This is a genomic window from Candidatus Pseudomonas phytovorans, from assembly GCA_029202525.1.
Classification (GTDB): domain Bacteria; phylum Pseudomonadota; class Gammaproteobacteria; order Pseudomonadales; family Pseudomonadaceae; genus Aquipseudomonas; species Aquipseudomonas phytovorans.
Genome location: CP119325.1, coordinates 4,299,417 through 4,323,471 on the forward strand (window position 1 = coordinate 4,299,417; position 24,055 = coordinate 4,323,471).

A 24,055-nucleotide genomic window follows, 5' to 3' on the forward strand; every position below is an offset into this window, starting at 1 on the left:
TCTCCTGGCGCTCAGCGCAGCAGCGGGCGCAGCAGTTCGCGGGCGATGATGTGCCGCTGGATTTCCGAGGTGCCCTCCCAGATGCGCTCGATACGCGCGTTGCGCCAGATGCGCTCGACCGGCCCTTCGTCCATCAGGCCCATGCCACCGAAGATCTGTACGGTTTCGTCGGCAACCTTGCCCAGCACCTCGCTGGCAAACAGCTTGGCCATCCCGGCTTCGCCGTCGGTCATGCTGCCCTGGTCCATCTTCCAGGCGGTGTGCAGGGTGAGCATTTCGGCGGCGCGAATCTGCGTGGCCATGTCGGCCAGCTTGAACGATACCCCCTGGTAGCTGCCGATGGCCTGGCCGAACTGCTTGCGGTCGGCGGCCCACTGCAACGACAGGTCGAGGGCGCGCTGCGCCTGGCCCACGCAATTGGCGGCAACCATTACCCGGCCGGCGGTGAGCCAGGCGTTGGCCACTTCCCAGCCTTTGCCGACTTCGCCCAGCACTTTGCTGGCCGGTACCTTGCAGTCGTCGAAGAACAGCTCATAGGTGTGGTAGCCACGGTTGCTCACGCACTTGGGGCCACGGCGGATGGTCATGCCCGGCGTGCCCCGGTCGACCAGCAAGGCGGTGACCGCATTGCGTTTGCGCCCGTTGTGCTCGTAGGTGTCGGTCACGGCGAAGACGATGGCGAAATCGGCATGGCCGGCATGGCTGATGAAGTGCTTGCTGCCGTTGATGACAAAGTCATCACCCTGGCGCACGGCACGGGTCTTGATCGCATTGGCGTCAGAGCCGGCACCCGGTTCGGTGAGGGCGAAGCAGTCGGTTTTCTCGCCCTGCACGCACGGCAGCAGGTAGTCGTTGATCTGCTCGTCCTTGCAGGCCATGAGGATTTTCGACGGGCGTGCGACAAACACATGCAGCGCCCAGGAGACCTTGGACAGCTCGCGTTCGATCAGCGCCTGGGACAGGTAGTCCAGGCCACCACCGCCGACTTCCTCGGGCATGTTGAAGGCATAGAACCCGGCGGCGATGGCCTTGCCGCGAATCTGCGCCGCAAGCTCCGGCGACACGGCATCAGCGCGATCCACCGCTTCCTCATGGGGCAGCAGCTCTTTGGCAACAAAGCTGCGTACCGCTTCCACCAACATTTCTTGTTCTTGGGTCAGTTGGAAATTCATCTGCGAAGGTCCTGATGAGGGTCGGGTGTCGGATTACAGGCCAGTAAAGCGAGGTGCGCGGCGCTCAACCGAGGCTTGCAGCGCCTCGGCGCCATCCTGGCTGCGGCCGCACAGCAGGCCGGCTTGGCGTTCTGCTTCCAGCTGTTCGGCCAAGGTGCGCCGGGCGCCATCGCGGATCAGTTGCTTGGTCTGCGCGTAGGCGAAGGTCGGGCCGTTGGCCAGGCGCCCGGCCAGTTCGGCGGCCACGGTGGGCAATTGCTCGTCGGCGCAGACTTCGCTGACCAGCCCGGCCGCCAAGGCGCGCTCGGCGCCCCACGGCTCATCGAGGAACAGCAAGCGCTTGGCCTGCTCGCTGCCGATCAGCCGTGGCAGGTGCCAGCTGGCACCGGCATCGGGGCTGTAGCCCATGCTGGTATAGCCGGCCTTGAAGCGCGCCGAGGCAGCGGCGATGCGCAGGTCGCAGCACAGGCTGAGGTCCATGCCGCCGCCGACGGCGGTGCCGTTGATAGCGGCGATGGTGGGTTTATCGAGGCTGTGCAGGCGCAACATCAGGGCGTGGGCGGTTTCGGTCCAGCCGTAGCTTTCCAGGGTGCCTGCGGCCTCGGCGGCGGCCCACTCGGCCAGGTCGGCGCCGGCGCAGAAACTGCGGCCACTGCCGGTGAGCACCACCACGCGCACGGCCGGGTCGCTGTTGCAGGTGTCCAGCAGCGCGTGCAGTTGCTTGAGGGTGGGAATGTCCAGCGCGTTGCGCTGCTCGGGGCGGTTGAGGGTGATCCAGGCAACGCCGGCTTCGACTTTGCTCAACAGTGACGACGACGGGGTGGTCATGGGGGGCCTCGGTGTTGTTGTGATGGTTTTGGGAGGACTTGATGAAAGAGATACTAAACGAGTGTTCAACAAGGCGGGATGGGCTGTTACAACTTCGTACAACTCGGGTTTTGGTGTTACACAGCTAGCTTTCGTCATTGCATTTTCGTTGCCTGTGAGATCGAGCGCCGCGCGGGCGGCGCTCGATCTCACAGACGACAAAAATGCAGCGACGAACACCTACCAGCAACGAACCGCAGCCTCAAACCCCCGGCACACTCGGCTCAAACGCCGCCTGCCGACGGCGATTGACGAAGTAATACGCCGCATAGCACAGCGCAATAAACCCAAAGCCCCAGTACAACGACGGCCGCTGCGTTTCATCCAGCGCCAGGAACACGAACAGCGAGCTGCACAGGGTGATGCACAGCAGCGGCACCAGCGGGTACAGCGGCGCCCTGTACTTCAGGTCCTGCAACTGCCCACCATCACGCAGGTAGGCCTTGCGGAAGCGGTACTGCGCCAGCGCGATTACAATCCAGGTCACGGTGCCCGACATGCCGCTCACCGCCATCAGCACCATGAACAGGGTGTCGGCGGCAATGAAGCTGGTCATCAGCGAGACCAGCGCAAAGCACAGAGTGATGCTCAGCGCCCGCAGCGGCACCCCACGCTTGCTCAGCGGCGCCAGGCTTTTCGGCGCCATGCCGCTCTTGGACATCGCCCAGAGAATGCGTGTAGAGGCATACAGCCCGGAGTTGCCCACCGAAAGGATGGCGGTAAGGATGACGAAGTTCATCACGTCGGCAGCAAAGGGGATACCGACCATGTCGAACACCTGCACGAACGGGCTTTCCATCAGACCCGCCTGCTCGTAGGGCACGATGGCCGACAGCACGGCAATCGCCAGCACGTAGAAAATCAGCACACGGAACACCACGTTGCGCACCGCCCGCGGAATGCTCTTTTCCGGGTGCTCGGTCTCACCGGCCGCCACACCCATGATCTCGCAGCCCTGGAAGGCGTAGACCACGGTCATCATCACCGCGAACACTGCCGACAGGCCATGGGGGAACAGCGACTCGCCCATCAGGTTGTTCAACATCGGCGCCGGTGCCCCGCTGCTCAACGGGATGGCGCCGAAGATCACCAGCAGGCCGATGATGATAAAGCCAAGGATGGTCGCCACCTTGATGCCCGAGAACCAGTATTCAGCCTCGCCAAAAGCACGAGTGGCCAGGGCGTTGAGGCCGAACAGCACGACCACGAAAAGTGCCGACCAGTACCAGATCGGTATTTCGGGGAACCAGCGGGTCATGAGCATGCCCGCTGCGGTGAACTCCAGGCCCACGGTGGTGGCCCAGCTCATCCAGTACACCCAGCCGATCATGAAGCCCGTGGCTGGGCCGATGAACTTCGTGGCATGGGCCTGGAACGACCCGGACACCGGCATCTGCACCGACAATTCGCCCAGGCAGACCATCACCAGGTACATCAGCAGGCCAGCCACCAGGTAGCACAGGATCGCGCCCACCGGGCCGCCCTGGTTGATGGTCACGCCCGAGCCCATGAACAGGCCGGTGCCAATTACCCCGCCCAGCGACAGCATGAAGATGTGCCGGCTTTTCAGGGCGCGGGTGAGCTGGATCTTTTCGCTTGAATCAGTCATGACGCACCTCACCATTGCGGCAGGTGCGTGGAGCAGTAGAAAGGAGGGGCTGAGCGCTAGGGCATGTCATTATTCTTGTCTCCAATAAGCCTCATGGACCGCGTGCAACACGGTTGCCATGGATTATTGGAAACGGATGTAAGGTGCCGTTGTACGAACCGATCGAAGATGTAAAAAGTCGTAAGTTTTTTGTACGTCAGCTCTGGATCAACTGTTCCAGCGTGGCTCGCGCCTGGCCAAGCTGGCTGGCCAGCGGCTCGCTGAGCGCTTGTAACGCCTGCGCATCATGCTGCCGGGCCGCTTCTTCCAGGCGATGTAACAACGCAGCCAGCCCGGCGAAGCCCAAGGAATCGCAGCTGCCGGCCAGGCGGTGGGCCAGGTGCAGCACTTCGGTAAAGTCCTCGGCCGGCAGCGCCTCGGCCAGTGCCGTGGCATGCTGCTCCAGCGACTGGCGCAGCACCTTCAGCAGGCCTTGCAGTTTCTGTTCGCCCAGCAGCGAGCGGTGGGTGTCGAGCAGCGACCAGTTCATGCCTGCTGCGTCAGCGCCAGCCACTTCGCCAGGAGCAGGCCCGGCCAACGCCTGGCGCAGGTTGTCCAGCCGCAAGGGTTTGGCCAACACCCCCTGCATGCCCGCGTTCAGGTAACCCGGCACCTGCCCAGGTTGCACACCGGCTGTCAGTGCCAGGACCCGGCTTTGGCGGTTCGGCCCAGGCGTGCCCCGCAGCTGTCGACACAACTCCACCCCGCTCATGCCCGGCAGGTGCACATCCAGCAGGATCAGATCGAAACGCCGCTGCGCACAGGCTTGCAGGGCCTGCCCGGCATCCTCGGCAAAGCTTACCCGGTGGCCCTCGCGTAGCAGCAAACCACCCGCCACCTCGCGGTTCAACGCCACGTCCTCGACGACCAGGATCTCCAGGCTGGGCGAAGGCGATGGCGCGGGTATTGCGACCGGCGCGGACTGCCCACAGGCCATGTCGAGCTCGAACCAGAAGCAACTGCCCTGCCCTTGCACGCTGTCCAGGCCGATGCTGCCGCCCAGCTTTTCCACCAGGTGTTTGCAGATCGCAAGGCCCAGACCAGTGCCGCCGTAGCGCCGGGCCACCGCCTCGCTGGCCTGGACGAAGCGGTCGAAGATTTTCGCCTGCACGGCCGGCTCGATGCCGATGCCATTGTCACTGACCGACAGCCGTAGGCGCTGCCCGGCCGCGTCGCTGGCCAGCACCTGCACCCTGAGCCGCACCTGGCCGTGTTCGGTAAATTTGATGGCATTGGCCAACAGGTTACTGAGCACCTGACGCAAGTACTGCTCGGCCCCGTGCTGGTACCCGGCCAGTTGCTCATCGACCTCCAGATGCAGCACATCGCCATTGTCCACGGCCATGGGCTCGAGCAGCGCCAGCACTTCCTCGCACAACTGCCGCAAGGAAAAGCCAACCAGCTCGGCGCGGCTCTCACCTTCTTCGAGCCGGGCGAAATACAGCACTTCGTTGAGAATCGCCAGCAGCCCCTCCCCGGCCTTGTACAAGGCCTCGACGCGCTGGCGGTCGGCGGTGTCCAGCCGGGCGCCCCGCAACAACTCGGCCATGCCGAGGATGCCGTTGAGCGGCGTGCGCAGCTCGTGGCTCATGGTCGCCAGGAAGCGTGACTTGGCGAGATTGGCGGCCTCGGCGTCATCCTTGGCCCGGGCCAGGCTGGCGGTACGCCGTTCGACCATGGCCTGCAACTCGTCGCGCTTGCCTTGCAGATCCAGGCGGTCGCGCTCACGGCGTTCGATATCGCTGAGAATGGCACGGCGCATTTCATCCAGCGCGTTGGCCACCGTATCGATTTCATCCGGGCGCGCCGACGGGCGACGGCCCAGGCGTAACGGCTCCTGCCACTGGCCAGCACCGATACGCCGGGCGAACTCGGCCATCACTTGCAGGTGGCGGGTGACCAGGCGGTAGAACAGCCCCGACAGCGCCACCGCCAGCCCACACAGGAACACCCCCATCCACAGCAGGCTGGCCAAGCCGGTAGCGAAGAGCCGCCGGTGCACCGCGCCGAGGTCAATGCTCACTTCCAGTTCGCCCAGGTGCCTGACCGGCCCCGAGGGCGGCTGATAATCGAGGGGGAAGCGCTCGATACGCAGCGGCCCCTGCGGTTCGCTGTCACCACGCAGCAACTGGAAATCGTCGCTGATCAGACGCACCCTGGCCACGTCGGAAAAATCCACCAGGCCGCGCAGTTGCACATCCAGCTGTGCCTCGTCGAGGTCCCACAGGCTGCGTTCCAGGCTGGCCAGGTAGCCGGCACGGATCAACGCCATGCGCGCCTCGATGTCGCGCATCTCGCGGCGGTATTCGAAGTACAGCTGCACCGAACTGGCGAGTACCGTGAAGCACAGGCTGAACAGCAGGATGAACAACAGCAGGCGACGCAGCAGGCCCTCGGTGCGCAAACGGATCATCGGGCATCCGCCGGCAGCTTGATCATGTCGCGGTAGGTGACTTCGCTCTGCTCCAGCCAGCGCTCGATCTCGCCGTCCCGGTTCATGCGCTGCAACTGCGCGTCGATTTCATCCATGTGCTGGCTCAAGGGTGATTGCCGCGACACGGCCACACGCAGGTAGTCCACGCTGAGCGCGGCAGGCAGGGCGCGGAGGTTTTGCGCACCGGGCAGGTGCTCGATGAACAGCAACCCGGTGCGCCGCTCCTGGATTACATAGTCGATACGCCCGCGAATCAGCTTGCCAAAGTTCTGCTGGCTGGAGGACACCCGCTCGATGTTCTGGTGGCGGGCGACAAAACGGTCGAACTCGGCGCCGTAGCTTTCGCCGTACAGCAGGCCGCCGCGATAGCCGGCCAGGTCCTCGAGCTGCTTGAACTGCACCGGCCGCAGGCGGTTGTAGAACACCGCCACTTCCTCACGCAGCACCGGCACAGTGGAAAACCGCATGCGCTGGTCGCGCTGGTCGCTGTTATAGGCCAGCACCACATCCACTCGCCCGGCAGCGGCATCCATCAGGCAACGCTTCCAGTTGCCCAGCACTACGGTCTGTACCGGGTAGCCCATGCGTGCAAAAAGCTCGCGCACCACGGTCGGGGCCACGCCGCGCACCTGGTGGCCATCGCTCCAGGAAATCGGCGGGTACACCGGGTAGTCGCAGTAGCGCACCGGTTCTGTGGCGCTGGCTTGCGCAGCGAGCAGCGCCAGCGCCATTACCCAGACGCGGTGAGTCACGCCGCCACGCTGGCAGTGAACAGGTAACCGGTGCCGTGAATGGTGATGATCAGTTGCGGCTCGGCAGGGTCGTCGTGCAGCTTGCGCCGCAGGCGACCGACCAGCACGTCGATGGAGCGGTCGTTGGGCACCCACTCGCGGTTGCGAATCTGGTCCATCAACTGGTCACGGCTGAGGGTATGGCCGCTGTTGCGCAAGAACACGCTAAGCAGCTGAAACTCACCGTGGGTCAGCAGGGTTTGCCCACCGCGCGGGTCTATCAGGCGACGGCGGTCGGTGTCCAGCGCCCAGTCGGCAAACTGCTTCAGCGACTGCGCACAGGCCGGTGCCGGGTGCACATCGCGGGCATGGCGCACGCGGCGGATCAGGTTTTTGGCACGCGACACCAGCTCACGGGGGTTGAGCGGTTTGATCACGTAATCGTCGGCGCCGCACTCCAGGCCGACGATGCGGTCGATATCGTCATTGCGGCCGGTGATGAGAATGATGCCCACCTCCGAGCGCACGCGCAGCTCGCGGGTCAGGGTAAGGCCGTCCTTGCCAGGCAGGCGGATATCCAGCAGCACCAGGTCGACATCCTGGCTGCCAAGCAGGGCTTCAGCCTTTTCCGCCGTGTCGGCACAGTGCACGTCATAGCCTTCCTGGGACAGATAGGCCTGCAGCAAGTCACGAATAAGCGGATCGTCATCGACGATCAATACCCGAGGCGTCATTGCGTGTTGTCTCTTTTTTATTGGTGTTGTTCTACACACTCGCGACAGCAGCGTACTCGTTACTGAACAGACGATCAACAGCCCTCGGGCAGGCTGAAGCGCCGCCGACCACCCGCCTGCAGCCCGTCGACCCAGGCCTCGCAGATAATCACCCCCTGCTCCGGGGTGAAGGTGCCGGGGTTGAGCCCCGACTCCAGCCACAGGCCATCGAGCAGAGCGCTCAAGCTGATGGCCGCCAAATCGGCATCGAAGCCCTGCCAGCCCTCCTGCGTGGCCAGCTCCGCCAGCAGCCGGCTCAGTTCCTTGCGGTATTCGCCATAGGAATGGTCATGCACCTGGTTGATCGCGTCGGCCGTCTTTACCGCACCCCAGAAGGCCAGCCAGGCGTCGAGCAGTTGTGGGTCCAGCAACTCTGCACAGAACGAGGCGCGGAAAAACGCCGACAACCGCTCGCGGGCATTGGGCGCAGCCTGCGCCATGGCTTCACGCAGCAGCCCCATTACCCGACCGGTGACGGCCAGGTAGGCTTCGGCCACCAGTTCATCCTTGCCGGCGTAGTGGTGGCTGATCAGCCCGACCGAGACCCCGGCCTCGGCCGAGATCTTGCGGATCGACGCGCCCTGAAAGCCATGGCGTTTCAGGCACACCAGGGTCGCTTCGACCAGGTTGGCTTTGCGCAATTGCGGCAGCATGCGGTGGTAGCGGGCTTCCTGGCTCATCGGCGGTTCTCGGTTCAGGGGCTGGACTGAACGACTGTACAACAAGCCGGACTGCGTGATAAACCCTTGGCATCTTTGCCCACAACAACAAAAGCGGCTGCCATGAACAACCTGATCACACGCGAACTGGACCAAGGCCTGCTGACCCTGGCCTTCAACCGCCCCGACAAGCTCAATGCCCTGAACACCACCATGTACCAGCAACTGGGCGACATGCTGCTGGCGGCGGGTGAAGACCCTGATGTCGATGCCATCATCCTCACCGGTGGGCCGCACTGCTTCACCGCCGGCAACGACCTGCGCGACTTTCTCGACAACCCGCCAAGTGACCTGGACAGCCCGGTGTTCCGCCTGATGCGGGTGGTCATGGGCATGGACAAGCCGCTGATCGCGGCAGTCAGTGGCGCCGCAATCGGCATCGGCGCCACCTTGCTGCTGCATTGCGACCAGGTGCTGGTCAGCCGCTCGACCAAGTTGCGCATGCCCTTTGCGCCGTTAGGCGTGTGCCCCGAGTTTGGTTCCAGCCTGTTGCTGCCACGCATGCTTGGCCAGGCCCGTGCGGCCAGCTTGTTGCTGGGCAACACGCTGCTTGATGGCGAACAGGCGCTGGCCTGGGGGCTGGCCACCCAGCTGCATGAGGATGGCGAACAGTGCCTGGGCGCAGCGCGCAAGCTGGCGCGGCAACTGCAAACTTACCCGCAGGCGGCACTGCGCATCAGCAAGCGCTTGCTCAGGGACAGTCAGCGGGCCGAGCTGGAGGCGACAGTGGCGCGGGAAAGCAAATTGTTCATCGAGTGCTTGCGTACCGAAGAAGCCAGGGCCGTGTTGCGAGGATTGATCAAAGACTGAAGAACCGGGGCTGCGCAAATGCCAAGACCGTTAATAACCGGTCATCTCCAGGTACCCGCGCCCACCGGTACTCCCGCTCAAGCGCACCGGCCCTTCCCAATACGGGAACCGTGTATCCATCCAGGCGCGAGGCTCCACCGCCTCGACCTGCACATCAACGCCCTGCCCTGGCACCTGCACCCGCCACCGCGTCGGCACCTTTTTACCGTTCTTCTGCAGCGCCCATGTCAGCGCCTGCAGCTGGATCTGGGCGCCCTGTAACGCCACCACTTCCCCCTGCGGCCCAACCCAGGTCCCGGCGCGGTATGCCTCCCCTTGCGCCTCACGCACCTGGAACAGCATCAACTTGGCCCCACTGTCCAGGTGCAGCGAAAACCAGTCCCAACCTGTTTGGCCGGCTGCCAGCGGCTGGCTGCTCCACTCCCGATCCAGCCACGCCTGGCCGGTGACAGCAATGCACATGCCATCACGTTCCACTTCCCCGTGCACACGGTAAAACGGCTGGCTGTAATAGTAAGAGGCCTGCCCTTTGCCGGACTTCTCGCTGTAACCCTGATCGCCGTGCAACACCAAGGGCAGATCACTGCGCAAACGCAGGGCGTAGCGAAAACCGTCGCCACCGGCAACCATTTTCAGGTTCTCGATACCCGCCCTGCCCCGCAACGACCAGTCATTGATCCACGCCCGGAATGGCTGGGCCTGTACACCGGCCTGGCCGATACCACCGCGCGCCAGAGTTTCGCCAGACTGGTGACCACCCGGACCGGTGAGCGCCGCGTGCCCCATCCACAGGTTCGGGCTGTTCCAGTCGGTGGTTTCAGGACCGGGGCGCAGAGCTGAGCGAAACAGCGTCCACTGCGCGCCCCAGTCACGCCTCTGGGCGTCCTTGAGGTTGGCGGTGACATACCACCACTCGATGCGAAAACCATCATGGGGGCCGTGGTCACGTGGAAACTCCAGGCGATGCGCACGGGTCACCTGGTTGAAGCCGTCCGCCTGCTGCCCGAGCCCGGCATAGCTTTGCGGTGCAGGCTGGTCGCAACCGCACAGCAAGCCGCAGAATAACAACCACGCGTTACGCTTCATCGGCAAACGGCCTCAACAGTTCGCGCGGCTGGCGGCGTGCCAGTTGCCACAGCGGCCAGGCGCTGGCCGACAGGCTGGTGAATAACCCCAGCAGGGCCAGTTGCAGCAGTTGCACGGGGAAGACATAGAGTGGCAGGCGCCAGCCGAACGCCTGCACGTTGACTACCGCCACCAGGCACCAAGCCAGCAACACCCCCAACGGGATTGCCAGCAGTACCGTGAAACTGCTCAGCATCAGTGTCTGCCCCAAGCTCAGCCATACCAGTTGCCTGCGCTGCACCCCCAGCGCCCACAGGGGTGCCAGCTGGCTCAGCCGCGTTTGCCCCAACGTCAGCAGGTTGATGAACAGCGCCACGCCAGCCACCCCAAGCGTGAGGCTGTTGAGGGCGGCAGTGGCGGCGAAGGTACGATTGAACACGTCCGTCGACCAGCGTTTCAGCCGCGCCTGCTCCACTACCCGGCTGTCGTCCAGGTTGTAGCGCTGTTGCAACTCGGCTTTGAGGGCAGGCCCTTGTTCGGCCAGCAGGTCGACGCTCACACCTGTCAACACAGCCTCCGGTGAATGTGCACGCAGCCAGTTGGCATTGACCAGTACATGCCCTTTGGGGTTGCCGTAGTCGGCATAGATGCCCACAACCACCAAAGCTGCAGATGGGGTTACGGGCAACTTCAGGCGATCACCCAATTGCAGCTTCAGCCGCCTGGCCAACTGCTCGCTGAGCATCACGGCCTGCCCCTTGGCCAGCCGCTCCCAGGCGTGCGGCTGCTGTTCCAGCAACGGCCATCGGGTTCGATAATCGGGATGTTCGACAATGCCTTGAACGTGTACCGGCCAGCCTTGCAACTGCATTTCGACACGCCAGCCAGGCAGGACCACGCTTGCTGCAGGTTGCTGCCCAAGCCACTCGGCTATCTGCAGGCCCTGGGCGGTATCGCGTGGGGTTACGTACAGGTCTGCGGACAACCGCAGGTCGAGCCAGCCGACAAAGGTCTTGCGAAAGCCCTCGGTCATGCTGCCCACGCCTACACTGGCGGCCAGCGCCAGCAGCAAGGCCATCAACGCCAGGCTCAAGGCCGGCAGTTGCTGGCGGCTGTCGGCGACAAACCATTGTGCCAATGGCCGCTGGCAACGCCGCGCCAACCAGGCCAGCGTCCAGTCGAGCAAGGCCGGCAACGACAACGCCGCTGCCAGCAACAGCGCTGCCAGCAAGCCGAAGGCGCTGGGCAGGCTATTGCCGAGCACGCCACAGCCTAAAGCCAGTAACAACAACAGGCCCGCCACTGAAGCCTGACGCCTCAACCACGGCCCCTGCGCCAATCGCCAAGCCTGGGGCTGCGCCAGCGCCAGCAACGGCAACCGTGCTGCCCGCAGCACACTGCTCAGCCCTGCCAGCAATGCCCCAAGTACGCTCACCAGCACACCCCACAACCACCACCCCGCGGGCAGGCTCAGCGTGCCTGCCACCTGGGCGCCGTAAAGGCCGCGCAAACTGGCGGCGACATCGGGCAACAACCACGCGGCCAGCCCGTAACCACTGGCCACGCCAGCGAGCCCGCCCAGCAGTGCGAACAGGCCCAGTTCCAGTACCAGGGCATACAGCAGGATGTTCAAGCTGATACCGCAGGCGCGCAGGTTGCGAATCAGCCCCCGCCGCTGCTCCAGCGCCAGACCAATCGCAGCATGGGCAATGAACAGCCCGACGACGAACGCCAGCAGACCGAGGGCGGCGAGGTTAAGGTGGAAGCTGTCGGTCAGGCGCTGCAAACCGCCATCGTCTTGCTGGGGTTGCAGTTCAAGGTTAGCCGCAATGCCGGTTGGCAAAGGCCCCGGGCTACCGGCCACCAGCAATCGCGACAACTGCCCCGGAGCCTGCAGCAACGCCTGAGCATGGCCGATATCGACCACGATCACGCCGGGCGCCAACTCCGGCTGCAGCATCAACGGAGGCAGCGACTGCCCTTCACTGTCACGTGCCACCTGCCCGGCGTTCAGGTTCAACTGCTGCAAGGTGCCTGGCCCGACCCAGGCTTGGCCAGGCGTGCCGATGAACGCCTGCAGGTCGAATGCCTGCGGCTGTACGCCGGCAACGCTGCTTGCGGGTGGCAGGCTCAACGGCTCAATGCCGATCAGACGCACGCTTCGCGCTGGCCCGCCCGGCAGGCGCAAACGCCCTTCCAGCACCGGCGACACCGCCCAGCCCTGCCTGCGCAGTTGTACGTATAGCGCCTGGTCGAAGCGCTCGCCGTTGCGCGGCAGCAATTGCGCCTGCAGCGGCCCGGCCAGTACCGCGCTGGCCCTGGCATAGTCGCTGCGTGCCTGGCTGTTCAGCGCCTGTACACCGGTCAACAGCGCCGTGGCCAGCCACAGGCCGGTGAAGATGCTGAAGAACTGCACGCGATGGCGCCGCCAATGGCTGAGCAGCGCCAGCAGGGCCAGCGACAACAGCCTCATCAGTTCTGCACGGGCCGCACACGCCCGGCCTGCAGGTAGCAGCGCTGCTGCAAGCGCGCCGCCAGCCGTGGGCTGTGAGTCACCATCAGCACGCCGCTGCCGGCTTCGGCAACCAGTTGCAGCAACAGGTTCAGCACTTCGTCGCTGCTAGCTTCGTCAAGGCTGCCAGTGGGCTCGTCGGCCAGCAACCAGGCTGGGCGCCCGGCCAGTGCGCGACCGATCGCGACGCGTTGTTGCTGGCCGCCAGATAATTGTTCGGGGTAACGCGAAAGCAGGTCTGCCAGGCCCAGGCATTGGGCCAGGTACGCGACCCAGTCGGGGTCGTGCCGATCGGCCAATCTGGCCTGGAATGCCAGGTTGGTCCCCACATCCAGGCTGCTGATCAGGTTGTACTGCTGGAACACCAGGCCAACCCCCTCCCGTCGCCAATGCGCCAGCGACGCCTCCGAACGGCTGTCGAGCGGGACGTCGTCGATCAGGATGCGGCCGCTGTCGGCACGGTCCAGGCCAGCCACCAGGTGCAGCAACGTGCTCTTGCCACTGCCCGACTCGCCCATCAACGCCAAGCTGCTGCCGCGCGGCAGGCGCAGGTCGACGCCCTGCAACACCGGGAGCGGGCCTTGGGGGGTGGGGAATGACTTGTGGAGGTTTTCGATGGCCAGCATCGAGGGGCCTTGGTGGCATGGATGTATGTCTAGTAATAGCAGCTCCAGCTGAGCACAGACATGCAGGTAGCCTCGTCACGGCCACGTCTACCGCTCGTCAAATGCTTTGCATGAGCGCTGGGACCCTGGAGCAGCTTCGCGGGGCTCTCGCGGCACAAGGCCGCGCCTATAGAGTCAACCACCAAATTCGCGCTTAATGGATCCATAAATAATCCGATAACCGCACAAAAAGCATCATATTCAACAAATACGGATTGACCTTCTTCACTAGGGGTAGCTCTAATGGATCCATTAAATAAAAACAAAACCCGGAGAGCCTCCCCATGCACCCGAAAAACACCTGGTACGTCGCCTGCACCCCCGATGAAATCGCCACCAAGCCCCTGGGCCGGCAGATCTGCGGGGAAAAGATCGTGTTCTACCGCGCTCAGGAGAACAAAGTGGCCGCCGTCGAGGACTTCTGTCCGCACCGCGGCGCACCGTTGTCATTGGGCTATGTCGAGGACGGCAACCTGGTGTGCGGCTACCACGGCCTGGTAATGGGCTGCGACGGCAAGACCGTGTCGATGCCGGGCCAGCGGGTGCGCGGCTTCCCCTGCAACAAGACTTTCGCTGCGGTGGAGCGCTATGGCTTCATCTGGGTCTGGCCCGGCGACCAGGCGCAGGCCGATCCCGCGCTGATCCCGCACCTTGAGTGGGCGGTGAATGATGAGTGGGCCTACGGCGGCGGGCTGTTCCACATTGATTGCGACTACCGCCTGATGATCGACAACCTCATGGACCTTACCCACGAAACCTACGTGCACGCCTCCAGCATCGGCCAGAAGGAAATCGACGAAGCCCCACCGGTCACCACCGTCACCGGCGACGAAGTGGTCACCTCGCGACACATGGAAAACATCATGGCCCCGCCCTTCTGGCGCATGGCCTTGCGTGGCAATGGCCTGGCCGACGATGTACCGGTGGACCGCTGGCAGATCTGCCGTTTCACCCCGCCCAGCCATGTGCTGATCGAAGTCGGGGTGGCGCACGCCGGCAAGGGTGGCTACCACGCTGAACCGCAGCACAAGGCGTCGAGCATCGTTGTCGACTTCATCACCCCAGAGAGCGATACCTCGATCTGGTACTTCTGGGGCATGGCGCGCAACTTCGCCGCGCACGATCAGCCGTTGACCGAAAGCATTCGTGAGGGCCAGGGCAAGATTTTCAGCGAAGACCTGGAGATGCTTGAGCGCCAACAACAGAACCTGCTGGCCAACCCCGAGCGCAACCTGCTGAAGCTGAACATCGATGCCGGCGGTGTGCAGTCGCGCAAGGTGTTGGAGCGGATCATCGCCAAAGAGCGTGCGCCACAGCCGCAACTGATCGCCACCAGCGCCACCCCCGCCTGAGGAAGCCGACATGATCGATGCCGTAGTGGTGTCCCGTAACGATGAAGCGCAGGGTATCTGCAGCTTCGAGCTGGCGGCGGCGGATGGCAGCCTGCTACCGGCCTTCACTGCTGGCGCGCATATCGATGTGCACCTGCCCGACGGGCTGGTGCGTCAGTACTCGCTGTGCAACCACCCCGAAGAACGCCATCGCTATTTGATAGGCGTGCTCAACGACCCGGCTTCGCGGGGCGGCTCACGCAGCCTGCATGAGCAGGTGCAGGCCGGCGCACGGCTGCGTATCAGTGTGCCGCGCAACCTGTTCCCGCTGGCGGAGGGCGCGCGGCGCAGTGTGCTGTTTGCCGGTGGTATCGGCATTACGCCGATCCTGTGCATGGCCGAGCATTTGTACCACAACGGCCATGACTTCGAGCTGCACTACTGCGCCCGCTCCAGTGAGCGCGCGGCCTTTGTCGAGCGCATTCGCAACGCGCCGTTCGCCGATCGCCTGATCGTACATTTTGACGAGCAACCGGAAACTGCCTTGAACATTGCCCAGGTGCTCGGCAACCCGCAGGACGATATGCACCTTTATGTGTGCGGGCCAGGTGGGTTCATGCAGCATGTACTGGACAGCGCCAAAGGGCTTGGCTGGCAGGAGGCCAACCTGCACCGCGAGTACTTTGCCGCTGCGCCGGTGGATGCCAGCAACGATGGTAGTTTCTCTGTGCAGGTGGGCAGCACGGGGCAGGTATTCGAGGTGCCAGCTGACCAGACCGTGGTACAGGTGCTGGAACAGAATGGCATCGAGATCGCCATGTCGTGCGAGCAGGGTATTTGCGGCACTTGCCTGACCCGTGTGCTGCAGGGCACGCCAGACCATCGCGACATGTTCCTCACCGAGGAGGAGCAGGCCCTGAACGACCAGTTCACGCCGTGCTGCTCGCGCTCGAAAACCCCGTTGCTGGTGCTGGATATCTGAACCGGTTTACGACGAGGGCAGAATGACCTTCATGCCCGCGTCCGCCGTTGCACCGCCAAAGGTCTCGGCATAACGCAGGGTGGCATTGGCGTGCTCGCGCATGATCGCTTCGGCGCGGGCACCCTGGCGGTTGGTCAAGGCATCGAACACGGCGTGGTGCTGCATGTGGGCGAAGTTGAAGCGCCGGTATTCGCGGGGCAGGTCGTGGCGGTCCACAGCCAGCGCGGTGACCGAGGCAAACGGCAGGTGGTCGTTGCGCGCCAGGGCATCGGCGATCGCCGGGTTGTGGCTGGCTTCAATGATCACCTGGTGAAAACGCATGTTCAGGTCATGGTAGGCCTGCAGGTCTTCTTCGGTCACGAAACCCTTCTCGAACAGCTGGTCGCCATCGACCAGGCACTGTTGCAGCGCCGCACGTGCTTGCGCTGACAAGCCACGCTCTGCGGCCTGGCGAGCGGCCAGCCCCTCCAGTACGCCGCGCACCTCGACCGCGCCAGCGATGTCATCGGCGCTGACCGAGCGCACCTGAAACCCCCGGCCGCCAAAGCGAACCAGCAGGCCTTCCTGCTCAAGGGTGCGAAACGCCATGCGCACCGGCATGCGTGAGACGCCGAACAGTTCGGCGGTGGGGACTTCCATCAGGCGCTCGCCGGCCGCCAGCTCGCCCGAGGCGATCATCTTGCGCAACGCGACCAGCACCATTTGACCGGGTTTGCTCATCCAGGCTACTTCCAGGGACTTGAGCGGGCATCTTAGCGCAAGCCGGTGGCGTGATGCTGGCTTGTTCGGATTGTAAGGCAAGGCGGACGCAGTACCTGTGGGAGCGGGCATGCCCGCGAAGATGGCGACGCGGTGCATGGCACCGGCTTTGCCGGTGTTCGCGGGCGCGCCCGCTCCCACAGAGATTGTGCAAGCTTTCAGATTTTGAGCAAGACAGTTTGCCCCTCAAGGTCCACGCACACCCGGCATACTGCTGCCTACAACGACAACGGATAGCTGACAATCAGGCGGGTCTGGTCGAAGTCGCTGTTGAAGCTGCGCCGGTTGGTCGCGTTGTTCAGGCGGATGTTGAGGTTTTTCAACGCCCCGCTCTGGAAGGTGTAGTTCACCTCGGTATCGCGTTCCCACTCTTTGCCATTGCTGCCTGCCGCCGTACTGGCATTTTCGCCGTGCCCGTAACGCACCATGGCCAGCAAGCCCGGCACACCCAACGCGGCAAAGTTGTAGTCGTAACGCACCTGCCACGAGCGCTCGTCAGCATTGCTGAAGTTACCGTTGAACATGTCGTTGCCCAAGGTCCGGCCGCTACTGCCGTACACCGACATCCACTGGCTGTCGCCACTGACTTTCTGCAACCCCAGGTACAAGGTGTGGCCACTGTGCGCGGCCGACAGCAGGGCGTAGCCGGTGCGGCTTTGAATGTCGCCGATGCGCGCCTGGCCATCATCCCGGTCGATGAAGTAGCCCAGGTTGGCCGCCAGCGTCCACTCCCCTACCCGCTGGCTGTGCAGCAGGTTGAAGTAGCTTTGCTGGTAGATGTCCTCCAGTTGCGAATGCCAGGCGCCGACCAGTGTGCGCTGCTGGTTGAAGCGATACTCGGCGCCGGCATAGTTGAACCCGTCTGAAGTCACCCCCGGCGCGGCCCACGCAGAAAGGTCCTGCATGTCGGACGAGTTGCGCAGGCTTACCTCGCGATACTGGCCAGCCTGCAGGCTCAGGCCTTCGATCTCCCGCGAGTCCAGCATCGCGCCACGGAAGGTTTGCGGCAACAGGCGGCCATCGTCGTAACGCAGTAATGGAATGTCCGGCAGCAGCTCACCCACCTTCAGCTCGGTGGCGGATATGCGCAACTTCGCAGCCAGCCCTGCCCGGCCATAGTCATCGGCCGCGCGCCCGTCGTCATGCACCGGTAGCAATTCGGAGCCGCTGGTACCACGGCCACTGTCCAGCTTCACGCCGAACATGGCGATGCCGTCCAGGCCAACACCGATCAGGCCCGGGGTGTAGCCAGAACTGAACTTGAAGATAAAGCCCTGAGCCCATTCTTCGACCTTGCTCTTGGCCGCCCCGGGGTCGCGAAAATCGCGGTTGAAGTAGTAGTTGCGCAGTGTCAGCCCGGCCTTGGCATCTTCAAAGAACCCCCCTTCCTCGGCCCAGGCCGGCAAACCCAGGCCCAGCGCCAGCGAAACTGCCAGGGCCGAACGGGCCAGGGTGCAGGTTGTGTGCATCATTATTATTGTTCTCCACTTTTCAAAGGCGCAGCCGTCCCCCCCAAACCGGCATGGGCTTAGGGTGAGACGGCACTCGGTAAACGGTTTAGTGGCTCAGTGCATCACTAGACGAAGCAGTCGCAGGCCTGGCCGCTGGGCGCAGCAACAGCAGGCAGCCCGCGGCTAGCACGAACACGCTGGCGAACACCCCGTACAGGTGCAGCGGTTGCCAGCCGCCATCGAGCAACACGCCGGCCACGGTCGGCGAGAGGATGGCGCCCATGCGGCCGATGCCAATGCCCCAGCCCACACCGGTAGCGCGCACCGAGGCGTCATAGACCGCCGGCGACAAGGCGTACAGCCCGGCCACGCAGCCGTTGGAGAACAGCCCGATCAGCAGCCCCAGCGCCAAGGCAGCAGTGACCGACGCGCCATTGACCACGAACAGCACCAGCAGCGCCGCCGTGATGAGCATGAACAGGGCCAGCACGCGGGTGAGTGGCCAGCGCGAAGCCAGGCCACCAATCAACGCCGCGCCGAGGATGCCGCCGACACTCAACAGCACGCCGCCGGTGATGCCCTGCTGTGCCGACAGGCCGGCGGCGACCAGCAATTTCGGCGTCCAGCTCATGACGAAATAGAAGCCGAACATGACCAGGAAGAACAGCAGCCAGATCACCAGCGTGGTGCGACGCATGGCAGGCGCCAGCAGTTGCCGAAAGCCGCGAGGGGCGCCTTGCTCCCTCGCCGTGGGCGCTGGCAGTTGCGCCAGTGCCGGCTGACCCAGGCACGCGGCCAGGCGGTTGACCCGGGCCAGGGCATTGGCCGGCCGGCGTGCCAGCAGAAAGTCCAGTGACTCTGGCAGCCACAGCACCACCAGCGGAATCACCAGCACCGTGACGACGCCGCCGAACAGGAACACCGAGCGCCAGCCCCACTGCCCCAGTAACCACACCGCCAGCAAACCACCCAATGTAGCGCCCAGGGCGTAACCGGTGGACTGCAGGCTAACCGCCAGGCCGCGCCAGCGTTTGCTGGCGTATTCGCTGGCGATCACATTGCTGCTGGCCAGAATACCGCCGATACCCAGGCCGGTAAGGCCACGCAGCAGCGCCAGTTGCAGCGGACTCTGGCTCAATGCCGAAAGCAGCATGCCGATACCGGACAGCGCCAGGCACAACAGAATCAGCGGACGCCGGCCAAAACGGTCGGCCCAAGGCGCGATGAACAACGACCCTGCCGCCATGCCGAACAGGCCGGCGCTTAGCAGCAGCCCTACTTGCGCGCCGTTCAGGCCCCACTCGGCAGACACCGAGGCAGCGGTGAAGGCCATCACTAGCACATCGAAGCCGTCGATCATGTTGAGCACGATGCATATGCCAATGGCCAGGCACTGGAAGCGGCCCATAGGGTCGTTGTCCAGGCGTTGCTTGAGATCGGGGTTCATAAGGCCACCTGCCGGTTCACAGGTGGGAGAGCAGATGCGCACACGCAGGCAAAGCGCAAGGAACCCGGACGGTTCCATACCCCTGGAAAGCCATTCATGACTGGACCCTTTTTGTAATTGTTGTCGCATACGGCCGGAGGGCTCCGGCCGATGTCAGGCGCTAATCAACCAGATAATGGATCCATACACAATCAGCACAAATCATCTGCACGTCTGCCTTTGGCGTCACTAAAGGAGAAAGCTCATGAACAAATTACATTTATTCATACTTATCAATATGTTACTGATTTAATCGGAATATTAATATTTGTGCGATTAACGAACAAGATTCGTTGTGGATCCATAAAAACCCTGCAACCGCCCCTCCACCCCCTTCGAAAAGCTCGGCCATGAACAAATCTTCATGTTGTCCGCCAGCGCCCTGATCACGGGGCACGCAGCCGATGCCTACCTACCACCGGCTGGCACTCGCCTTGAGGCTTCGAGGGGTGTTGCGTAGCATCCCCGGCCCGATCGCGCGCCCGCACAGCCACCGCGATACCTGCTGAAAAGAGCTACCGATGCCACAACCCATCCCCCTCAAGGACCACGAAAAGGAAAAGACCCTGGTCAATCGCCGGCTTATGGCCTGCGCGATTCTGGTGTTCAGCCTGGTCGCCGTGCTGGTGGGGCGGCTGTATGTACTGCAGGTGCTGCAGCATGACCAGCAGACTGCCGTGTCGGAAAACAACCGCGTGCACGTGTTGCCCATCGCCCCCGAACGCGGGCTGATCTACGACCGTAACGGCGTGGTGCTGGCCGACAACAAACCCAGCTTCGACCTGACCATGACCCGCGAGCGGGCCGGCGGTGACTCGGCCAAGGTGCTCGACACCCTGACCCAGGTGCTGGGCCTGGCCGAAGATGACCGCAAACAGTTCGACAAGGACCTGCGCCGCGGCCGCAAGCCGTTCGAGCCGGTGACCCTGATGGTGGGCCTGAGCGAAGAGCAGATCGCCCTGGTGGCGGTGAACCAGTTCCGCCTGCCGGGCCTGGAAGTGGAGCCGCAGTTCATCCGCGAATACCCCTTGGCCGAGCATTTCGCCCACTCGGTGGGCTACGTGGGGCGCATCAACGAGAAAGAGGCCAAGGTCCTCGACAGCACCGAATACCGTGGCACCCAGTCAATCGGCAAGACCGGTATCGAACACTTCTACGAGAGCCAGCTGCACGGCCATGTCGGCTACGAAGAGGTCGAGACCAACGCCCAGGGCCGGGTGATGCGCGTGCTCAACCACAAGGCCCCGACCCCAGGCCAGGACATCGTCCTGACCCTGGACGCCCACTTGCAGGTGGCTGCAGAAAAAGCGCTGGGCGACCGCCGTGGCTCGGTGGTGGTACTGGACCCGGCCAATGGCGACGTGCTGGCCATGGTCAGCAACCCAAGCTTCGACCCCAACCTGTTCGTCAAGGGCATCAGCTTCAAACAGTACGCCGAATTGCGCGACTCCATCGACCGCCCGCTGTTCAACCGCGTGCTGCGCGGCCTGTATGCCCCAGGCTCGACGGTGAAGCCGGAGGTGGCCATCGCTGGCCTCGACAGTGGCGTGATCACACCGGGCAGCCGGGTGTTCGACCCGGGCTATTACGAGCTGCCCAACTACGACCACAAGTACCGCAACTGGAACCGCAGCGGCGACGGCTGGGTGGACATGTACACGGCCATCATGCGGTCCAACGACACCTACTTCTACGACCTGGCGCACAAGCTGGGCATCGACCGCCTGCATGATTACATGGCCGAGTTCGGCCTGGGCCAGAAGGTGTCGCTGGACATGTTCGAGGAAGCCTCCGGGCTGATGCCCTCGGCCGCGTGGAAACGCGCCACCCGGCGCCAGGCCTGGTTCCCGGGTGAAACACTGATCCTGGGTATTGGCCAGGGTTACATGCAGGTCACCCCGCTGCAGCTGGCCCAGGCCACCAGCCTGCTGGCGAGCAAGGGCGTATGGCACCGCCCGCACCTGGCGATGACCGTGGGCGGCGATACACCCGTCGATCCAAACCCGATGCACGACATTGTGCTGCACGACAAACATGCGTGGGACCAGGTCAGCCAGGGCATGCAGATGGTCATGCACGACCCGCGCGGCATCGCCCGCGCAGCGGCGGCGGGTGCGCAGTACCGGATTGCCGGCAAGAGCGGTACCGCGCAGGTGGTGGCAATCAAACAGGGTGAGCGTTACAACCGCAACAAGACACTGGAACGCCACCGCGACAACGCCCTGTTTGTCGGCTTTGCCCCGGCCGACCACCCGAGCGTAGTGGTGGCGGTGATGATCGAGAACGGCGAGGCCGGGGGCCGTGTGGCGGGGCCGGTTGTACGCGAGGTGATGGATGCGTACCTGCTGGATGAGCAAGGGCACCTGAAACCTGAATATGCGAGCGGCGCAAATGCCCGGAGCGTGCCACACATTTAAGATCGCAGCGCAAATAGCGAGCAAGCGCGGCACGACAAACCCAATTAGCTTTATTGAACTATCAGCTTCTCAGGCGTGGGAATATCCTTACACAAAGCGCCTGCAACCAAACAACTTCATTAACGACAAAGCCATCAGGGCTAGCCAATAAAAAATTCTTCAAATTATTTCGCCGCTTGCATTCCCGCTCTACAACCCCTAACACTAATCCCATCACCCGATGGAGATTAAGCCATGTCCCGCCTTGCGGAATTCCGTGCCCTCGAGCAACTGCTTGCTGCCAAGAAGCGTGAACTTTCCTTTATAAAAATCGACCCGCGCCTCGCCCGCGAATTCGAGTTTGAAAGCAAACTTCGTAACCTGCTCGCCGAATACCAATTCAATCTGTCGGATGTACTGGCTCTCATCGAAAGCGAAAACACGACCACCTACGGCGACACCTATCAACTATGGCCCCCTGTCGCCCCGCCCACACGCTACAAAGCCCGGCAAAGCAAATACTATATAAACCCTCATACCGGGGAGGAAGTAGAAGCCAAAAGCACTCTGCAAAAAACCGTACGGTTGTGGATTCAGCAGTACGGCAGCGCCGAAGTCGAAAGCTGGGCAACGGCATGGACTCTGCACACACCTGATCGGTAGACAAGCCCTACCCTGTCCTCCCTTGCTGACCTGTACCTCTAAAGCAACATGGCTTAAAGCCTTCTACCCTTTGTTGACGTGAATCCCTGCCGCGCCCACACGCCAACGCTACCGTTCGGTAACCGAACAATAGCCCGTCTCTCGAATTGACGCTGCCGCCTTCACTGCTCACCATGCACCGGCCTTGCGTGCCCCCTGCCTGGGAATCGGCCACGTAGTAGCGCAGCTGAATACAATTTCAAGAAACGAGCAGTTTATGAACCACACCAAGACCACCCCCGCCGCGCCCCGGATGCACCAGGGTTCGATCGGCGACAAGCTTCGCGGCGCCTTCGGCGTCGGCAAGACCCGTTGGGGCATGCTCGCCCTGGTGTTCTTCGCCACGACCCTGAACTACATCGACCGCGCCGCACTGGGCATCATGCAGCCCGTACTGGCCAAGGAGATGAGCTGGACGGCGATGGACTACGCCAACATCAACTTCTGGTTCCAGGTTGGCTATGCGATCGGCTTTCTGCTGCAGGGCCGGTTGATCGACAAGGTTGGTGTCAAACGCGCCTTCTTCTTCGCCGTGCTGCTATGGAGCCTGGCAACCGGCGCCCATGGCCTGGCCACTTCGGCGGCCGGTTTCATGGTCTGCCGCTTCATCCTGGGCCTGACCGAGGCCGCCAACTACCCGGCCTGTGTCAAGACCGTGCGGCTGTGGTTCCCGGCTGGCGAGCGGGCCATCGCTACCGGCCTGTTCAACGCCGGTACCAACGTCGGCGCCATGGTCACGCCGGCCCTGCTGCCGCTGATCCTCGCCGTGTGGGGCTGGCAGGCCGCGTTCATCGCCATGGGCAGCCTGGGCCTGGTGTGGGTGGTGCTGTGGGTGTTGAAGTACTACAACCCTGAAGACCACCCCAGCGTACGCCAGAGCGAGGTGCAGTACATCCAGCAGGATGACGAGCCCGAGCCGACCCGCGTGCCGTTCAGCCGTATCCTGCGCCTGCGTGGCACCTGGGCTTTTGCGGTGGCCTATGCGATCACTGCGCCGGTGTTCTGGTTCTACCTGTACTGGCTGCCGCCGTTTCTCAACCAGCAATACAGCCTGGGCATCAACGTGACCCAGATGGGCATCCCGCTGATCATCATCTGGCTGACGGCAGACTTTGGCAGCATCGGCGGCGGCATCCTGTCGTCCTGGCTGATCGGCCGTGGCGTGCGGGCCACCACTGCGCGGCTGGTGTCGATGCTGATCTTTGCCTGCACCATGGTCAGCGTGGTCTTTGCCGCCAACGCCAGTGGCCTGTGGGTCGCAGTGGCGGCCATCTCGCTGGCGGTCGGTGCGCATCAGGCGTGGACGGCGAATATCTGGAGCCTGGTGATGGACTACACGCCCAAGCACCTGATCAGCACGGTGTTCGGCTTCGGCAGCATGTGCGCGGCGATTGGCGGGATGTTCATGACGCAGATCGTCGGTAGCGTGCTGACCGCCACCAACAACAACTATGCCGTGTTGTTCACGATGATCCCCGCCATGTATTTCCTGGCGCTGGTGTGGATGTACTTCATGGCACCACGCAAGGTCGAGAGCGCCTGACGGCTCCAG

General features: G+C 63.4%; 19 protein-coding genes. 6 read left to right on the forward strand and 13 right to left on the reverse strand.

Annotated elements, in window-relative coordinates; translation table 11 throughout:
* Positions 1–11 precede the first annotated feature (11 nt).
* From P0Y58_19010 to P0Y58_19040, 7 genes are all read right to left on the reverse strand, one after another.
* Positions 12–1,172: an acyl-CoA dehydrogenase family protein gene (locus P0Y58_19010; GenBank protein ID WEK28986.1), complete on the reverse strand. Its 1,161-nt coding sequence runs from the start codon at positions 1,170–1,172 to the stop codon at positions 12–14.
* A gap of 33 nt (positions 1,173–1,205) precedes the next feature.
* A complete protein-coding gene (locus P0Y58_19015) occupies positions 1,206–2,000 on the reverse strand; it encodes an enoyl-CoA hydratase/isomerase family protein (GenBank protein ID WEK28987.1) in 795 nt (264 codons plus the stop codon).
* Between the two features lie 241 nt (positions 2,001–2,241).
* Positions 2,242–3,648 (reverse strand): amino acid permease, encoded by a 1,407-nt coding sequence (locus P0Y58_19020; protein ID WEK28988.1) that lies wholly within the window; start codon positions 3,646–3,648, stop codon positions 2,242–2,244.
* A 196-nt stretch (positions 3,649–3,844) separates the two neighbouring features.
* Entirely contained in the window at positions 3,845–6,100 is a 2,256-nt protein-coding gene (locus tag P0Y58_19025) for an ATP-binding protein (protein ID WEK28989.1), read from the reverse strand.
* Positions 6,097–6,852, reverse strand: a complete 756-nt coding sequence (locus tag P0Y58_19030) for a transporter substrate-binding domain-containing protein (protein WEK33361.1) — start codon at positions 6,850–6,852, stop codon at positions 6,097–6,099. Before P0Y58_19030 ends, P0Y58_19025 begins: the two co-directional genes overlap by 4 nt.
* A gap of 17 nt (positions 6,853–6,869) precedes the next feature.
* Entirely contained in the window at positions 6,870–7,586 is a 717-nt protein-coding gene (locus tag P0Y58_19035; protein ID WEK28990.1) for a response regulator, read from the reverse strand.
* Positions 7,587–7,660: 74 nt separating this feature from the next.
* Positions 7,661–8,305 carry a TetR family transcriptional regulator C-terminal domain-containing protein gene (locus P0Y58_19040; GenBank protein WEK28991.1) on the reverse strand — a complete coding sequence of 215 codons (645 nt, stop codon included), beginning with the start codon at positions 8,303–8,305 and terminating at the stop codon, positions 7,661–7,663.
* A gap of 102 nt (positions 8,306–8,407) precedes the next feature.
* On the opposite strand from P0Y58_19040, the gene P0Y58_19045 reads away from it, so the two are divergent.
* Positions 8,408–9,154: an enoyl-CoA hydratase gene (locus P0Y58_19045; protein ID WEK28992.1), complete on the forward strand. Its 747-nt coding sequence runs from the start codon at positions 8,408–8,410 to the stop codon at positions 9,152–9,154.
* 30 nt (positions 9,155–9,184) lie between these two features.
* Here P0Y58_19045 and P0Y58_19050 read toward each other — a convergent pair whose 3' ends face one another.
* The 3 genes from P0Y58_19050 to P0Y58_19060 are packed head-to-tail and all read right to left on the reverse strand — an operon-like array spanning position 9,185 to position 13,357.
* A complete protein-coding gene (locus P0Y58_19050) occupies positions 9,185–10,240 on the reverse strand; it encodes a lipocalin-like domain-containing protein (protein WEK28993.1) in 1,056 nt (351 codons plus the stop codon).
* Positions 10,230–12,692, reverse strand: a complete 2,463-nt coding sequence (locus P0Y58_19055) for an ABC transporter permease (protein ID WEK28994.1) — start codon at positions 12,690–12,692, stop codon at positions 10,230–10,232. Before P0Y58_19055 ends, P0Y58_19050 begins: the two co-directional genes overlap by 11 nt.
* A complete protein-coding gene (locus tag P0Y58_19060) occupies positions 12,692–13,357 on the reverse strand; it encodes an ABC transporter ATP-binding protein (GenBank protein WEK28995.1) in 666 nt (221 codons plus the stop codon). The genes P0Y58_19055 and P0Y58_19060 overlap by 1 nt, the downstream gene beginning before the upstream one ends.
* Before the next feature lie 323 nt (positions 13,358–13,680).
* On the opposite strand from P0Y58_19060, the gene P0Y58_19065 reads away from it, so the two are divergent.
* Both P0Y58_19065 and P0Y58_19070 read left to right on the forward strand, forming a co-directional pair.
* Positions 13,681–14,748 (forward strand): aromatic ring-hydroxylating dioxygenase subunit alpha, encoded by a 1,068-nt coding sequence (locus P0Y58_19065; protein WEK28996.1) that lies wholly within the window; start codon positions 13,681–13,683, stop codon positions 14,746–14,748.
* Positions 14,749–14,758: 10 nt separating this feature from the next.
* Positions 14,759–15,709 (forward strand): PDR/VanB family oxidoreductase, encoded by a 951-nt coding sequence (locus P0Y58_19070; protein WEK28997.1) that lies wholly within the window; start codon positions 14,759–14,761, stop codon positions 15,707–15,709.
* Between the two features lie 6 nt (positions 15,710–15,715).
* On the opposite strand, the gene P0Y58_19075 is transcribed toward P0Y58_19070, so the two are convergent.
* The 3 genes from P0Y58_19075 to P0Y58_19085 form a co-directional block, all read right to left on the reverse strand.
* Positions 15,716–16,429 (reverse strand): GntR family transcriptional regulator, encoded by a 714-nt coding sequence (locus P0Y58_19075; GenBank protein WEK28998.1) that lies wholly within the window; start codon positions 16,427–16,429, stop codon positions 15,716–15,718.
* A 257-nt stretch (positions 16,430–16,686) separates the two neighbouring features.
* On the reverse strand, positions 16,687–17,940 hold the full coding sequence (locus P0Y58_19080; GenBank protein WEK28999.1) for an OprD family porin: 1,254 nt from the start codon (positions 17,938–17,940) through the stop codon (positions 16,687–16,689).
* Between the two features lie 85 nt (positions 17,941–18,025).
* Positions 18,026–19,366, reverse strand: a complete 1,341-nt coding sequence (locus P0Y58_19085; GenBank protein WEK29000.1) for an MFS transporter — start codon at positions 19,364–19,366, stop codon at positions 18,026–18,028.
* A 560-nt stretch (positions 19,367–19,926) separates the two neighbouring features.
* Between P0Y58_19085 and mrdA the strand changes: the two genes are divergently transcribed.
* The 3 genes from mrdA to P0Y58_19100 all read left to right on the forward strand — a co-directional run bounded on the left by mrdA (position 19,927) and on the right by P0Y58_19100 (position 24,046).
* Complete coding sequence (gene mrdA / locus P0Y58_19090; protein WEK29001.1) at positions 19,927–21,822, forward strand: penicillin-binding protein 2; 1,896 nt, start codon at positions 19,927–19,929, stop codon at positions 21,820–21,822.
* A gap of 234 nt (positions 21,823–22,056) precedes the next feature.
* The gene (locus P0Y58_19095) at positions 22,057–22,464 is read left to right on the forward strand and encodes a DNA binding protein (protein WEK29002.1); all 408 of its coding nucleotides are present in this window, start codon (positions 22,057–22,059) and stop codon (positions 22,462–22,464) included.
* Positions 22,465–22,720: 256 nt separating this feature from the next.
* The gene (locus P0Y58_19100; GenBank protein WEK29003.1) at positions 22,721–24,046 is read left to right on the forward strand and encodes an MFS transporter; all 1,326 of its coding nucleotides are present in this window, start codon (positions 22,721–22,723) and stop codon (positions 24,044–24,046) included.
* The last annotated feature ends 9 nt before the right edge of the window (positions 24,047–24,055 follow it).

What these genes read in the sequence shown, in the direction of transcription:
- P0Y58_19015 (WEK28987.1), bottom strand. Translation starts at nt 2,000, where the DNA reads ATGACCACCCCGTCGTCGTCACTGTTGAGCAAAGTCGAAGCCGGCGTT.
- mrdA (WEK29001.1), top strand. Translation starts at nt 19,927, where the DNA reads ATGCCACAACCCATCCCCCTCAAGGACCACGAAAAGGAAAAGACCCTG.
- P0Y58_19095 (WEK29002.1), top strand. Translation starts at nt 22,057, where the DNA reads ATGTCCCGCCTTGCGGAATTCCGTGCCCTCGAGCAACTGCTTGCTGCC.
- P0Y58_19035 (WEK28990.1), bottom strand. Translation starts at nt 7,586, where the DNA reads ATGACGCCTCGGGTATTGATCGTCGATGACGATCCGCTTATTCGTGAC.
- P0Y58_19050 (WEK28993.1), bottom strand. Translation starts at nt 10,240, where the DNA reads ATGAAGCGTAACGCGTGGTTGTTATTCTGCGGCTTGCTGTGCGGTTGC.
- P0Y58_19070 (WEK28997.1), top strand. Translation starts at nt 14,759, where the DNA reads ATGATCGATGCCGTAGTGGTGTCCCGTAACGATGAAGCGCAGGGTATC.
- P0Y58_19055 (WEK28994.1), bottom strand. Translation starts at nt 12,692, where the DNA reads ATGAGGCTGTTGTCGCTGGCCCTGCTGGCGCTGCTCAGCCATTGGCGG.
- P0Y58_19085 (WEK29000.1), bottom strand. Translation starts at nt 19,366, where the DNA reads ATGAACCCCGATCTCAAGCAACGCCTGGACAACGACCCTATGGGCCGC.
- P0Y58_19100 (WEK29003.1), top strand. Translation starts at nt 22,721, where the DNA reads ATGAACCACACCAAGACCACCCCCGCCGCGCCCCGGATGCACCAGGGT.
- P0Y58_19030 (WEK33361.1), bottom strand. Translation starts at nt 6,852, where the DNA reads ATGGCGCTGGCGCTGCTCGCTGCGCAAGCCAGCGCCACAGAACCGGTG.
- P0Y58_19010 (WEK28986.1), bottom strand. Translation starts at nt 1,172, where the DNA reads ATGAATTTCCAACTGACCCAAGAACAAGAAATGTTGGTGGAAGCGGTA.
- P0Y58_19020 (WEK28988.1), bottom strand. Translation starts at nt 3,648, where the DNA reads ATGACTGATTCAAGCGAAAAGATCCAGCTCACCCGCGCCCTGAAAAGC.
- P0Y58_19075 (WEK28998.1), bottom strand. Translation starts at nt 16,429, where the DNA reads ATGAGCAAACCCGGTCAAATGGTGCTGGTCGCGTTGCGCAAGATGATC.
- P0Y58_19060 (WEK28995.1), bottom strand. Translation starts at nt 13,357, where the DNA reads ATGCTGGCCATCGAAAACCTCCACAAGTCATTCCCCACCCCCCAAGGC.
- P0Y58_19065 (WEK28996.1), top strand. Translation starts at nt 13,681, where the DNA reads ATGCACCCGAAAAACACCTGGTACGTCGCCTGCACCCCCGATGAAATC.
- P0Y58_19045 (WEK28992.1), top strand. Translation starts at nt 8,408, where the DNA reads ATGAACAACCTGATCACACGCGAACTGGACCAAGGCCTGCTGACCCTG.
- P0Y58_19040 (WEK28991.1), bottom strand. Translation starts at nt 8,305, where the DNA reads ATGAGCCAGGAAGCCCGCTACCACCGCATGCTGCCGCAATTGCGCAAA.
- P0Y58_19080 (WEK28999.1), bottom strand. Translation starts at nt 17,940, where the DNA reads ATGATGCACACAACCTGCACCCTGGCCCGTTCGGCCCTGGCAGTTTCG.
- P0Y58_19025 (WEK28989.1), bottom strand. Translation starts at nt 6,100, where the DNA reads ATGATCCGTTTGCGCACCGAGGGCCTGCTGCGTCGCCTGCTGTTGTTC.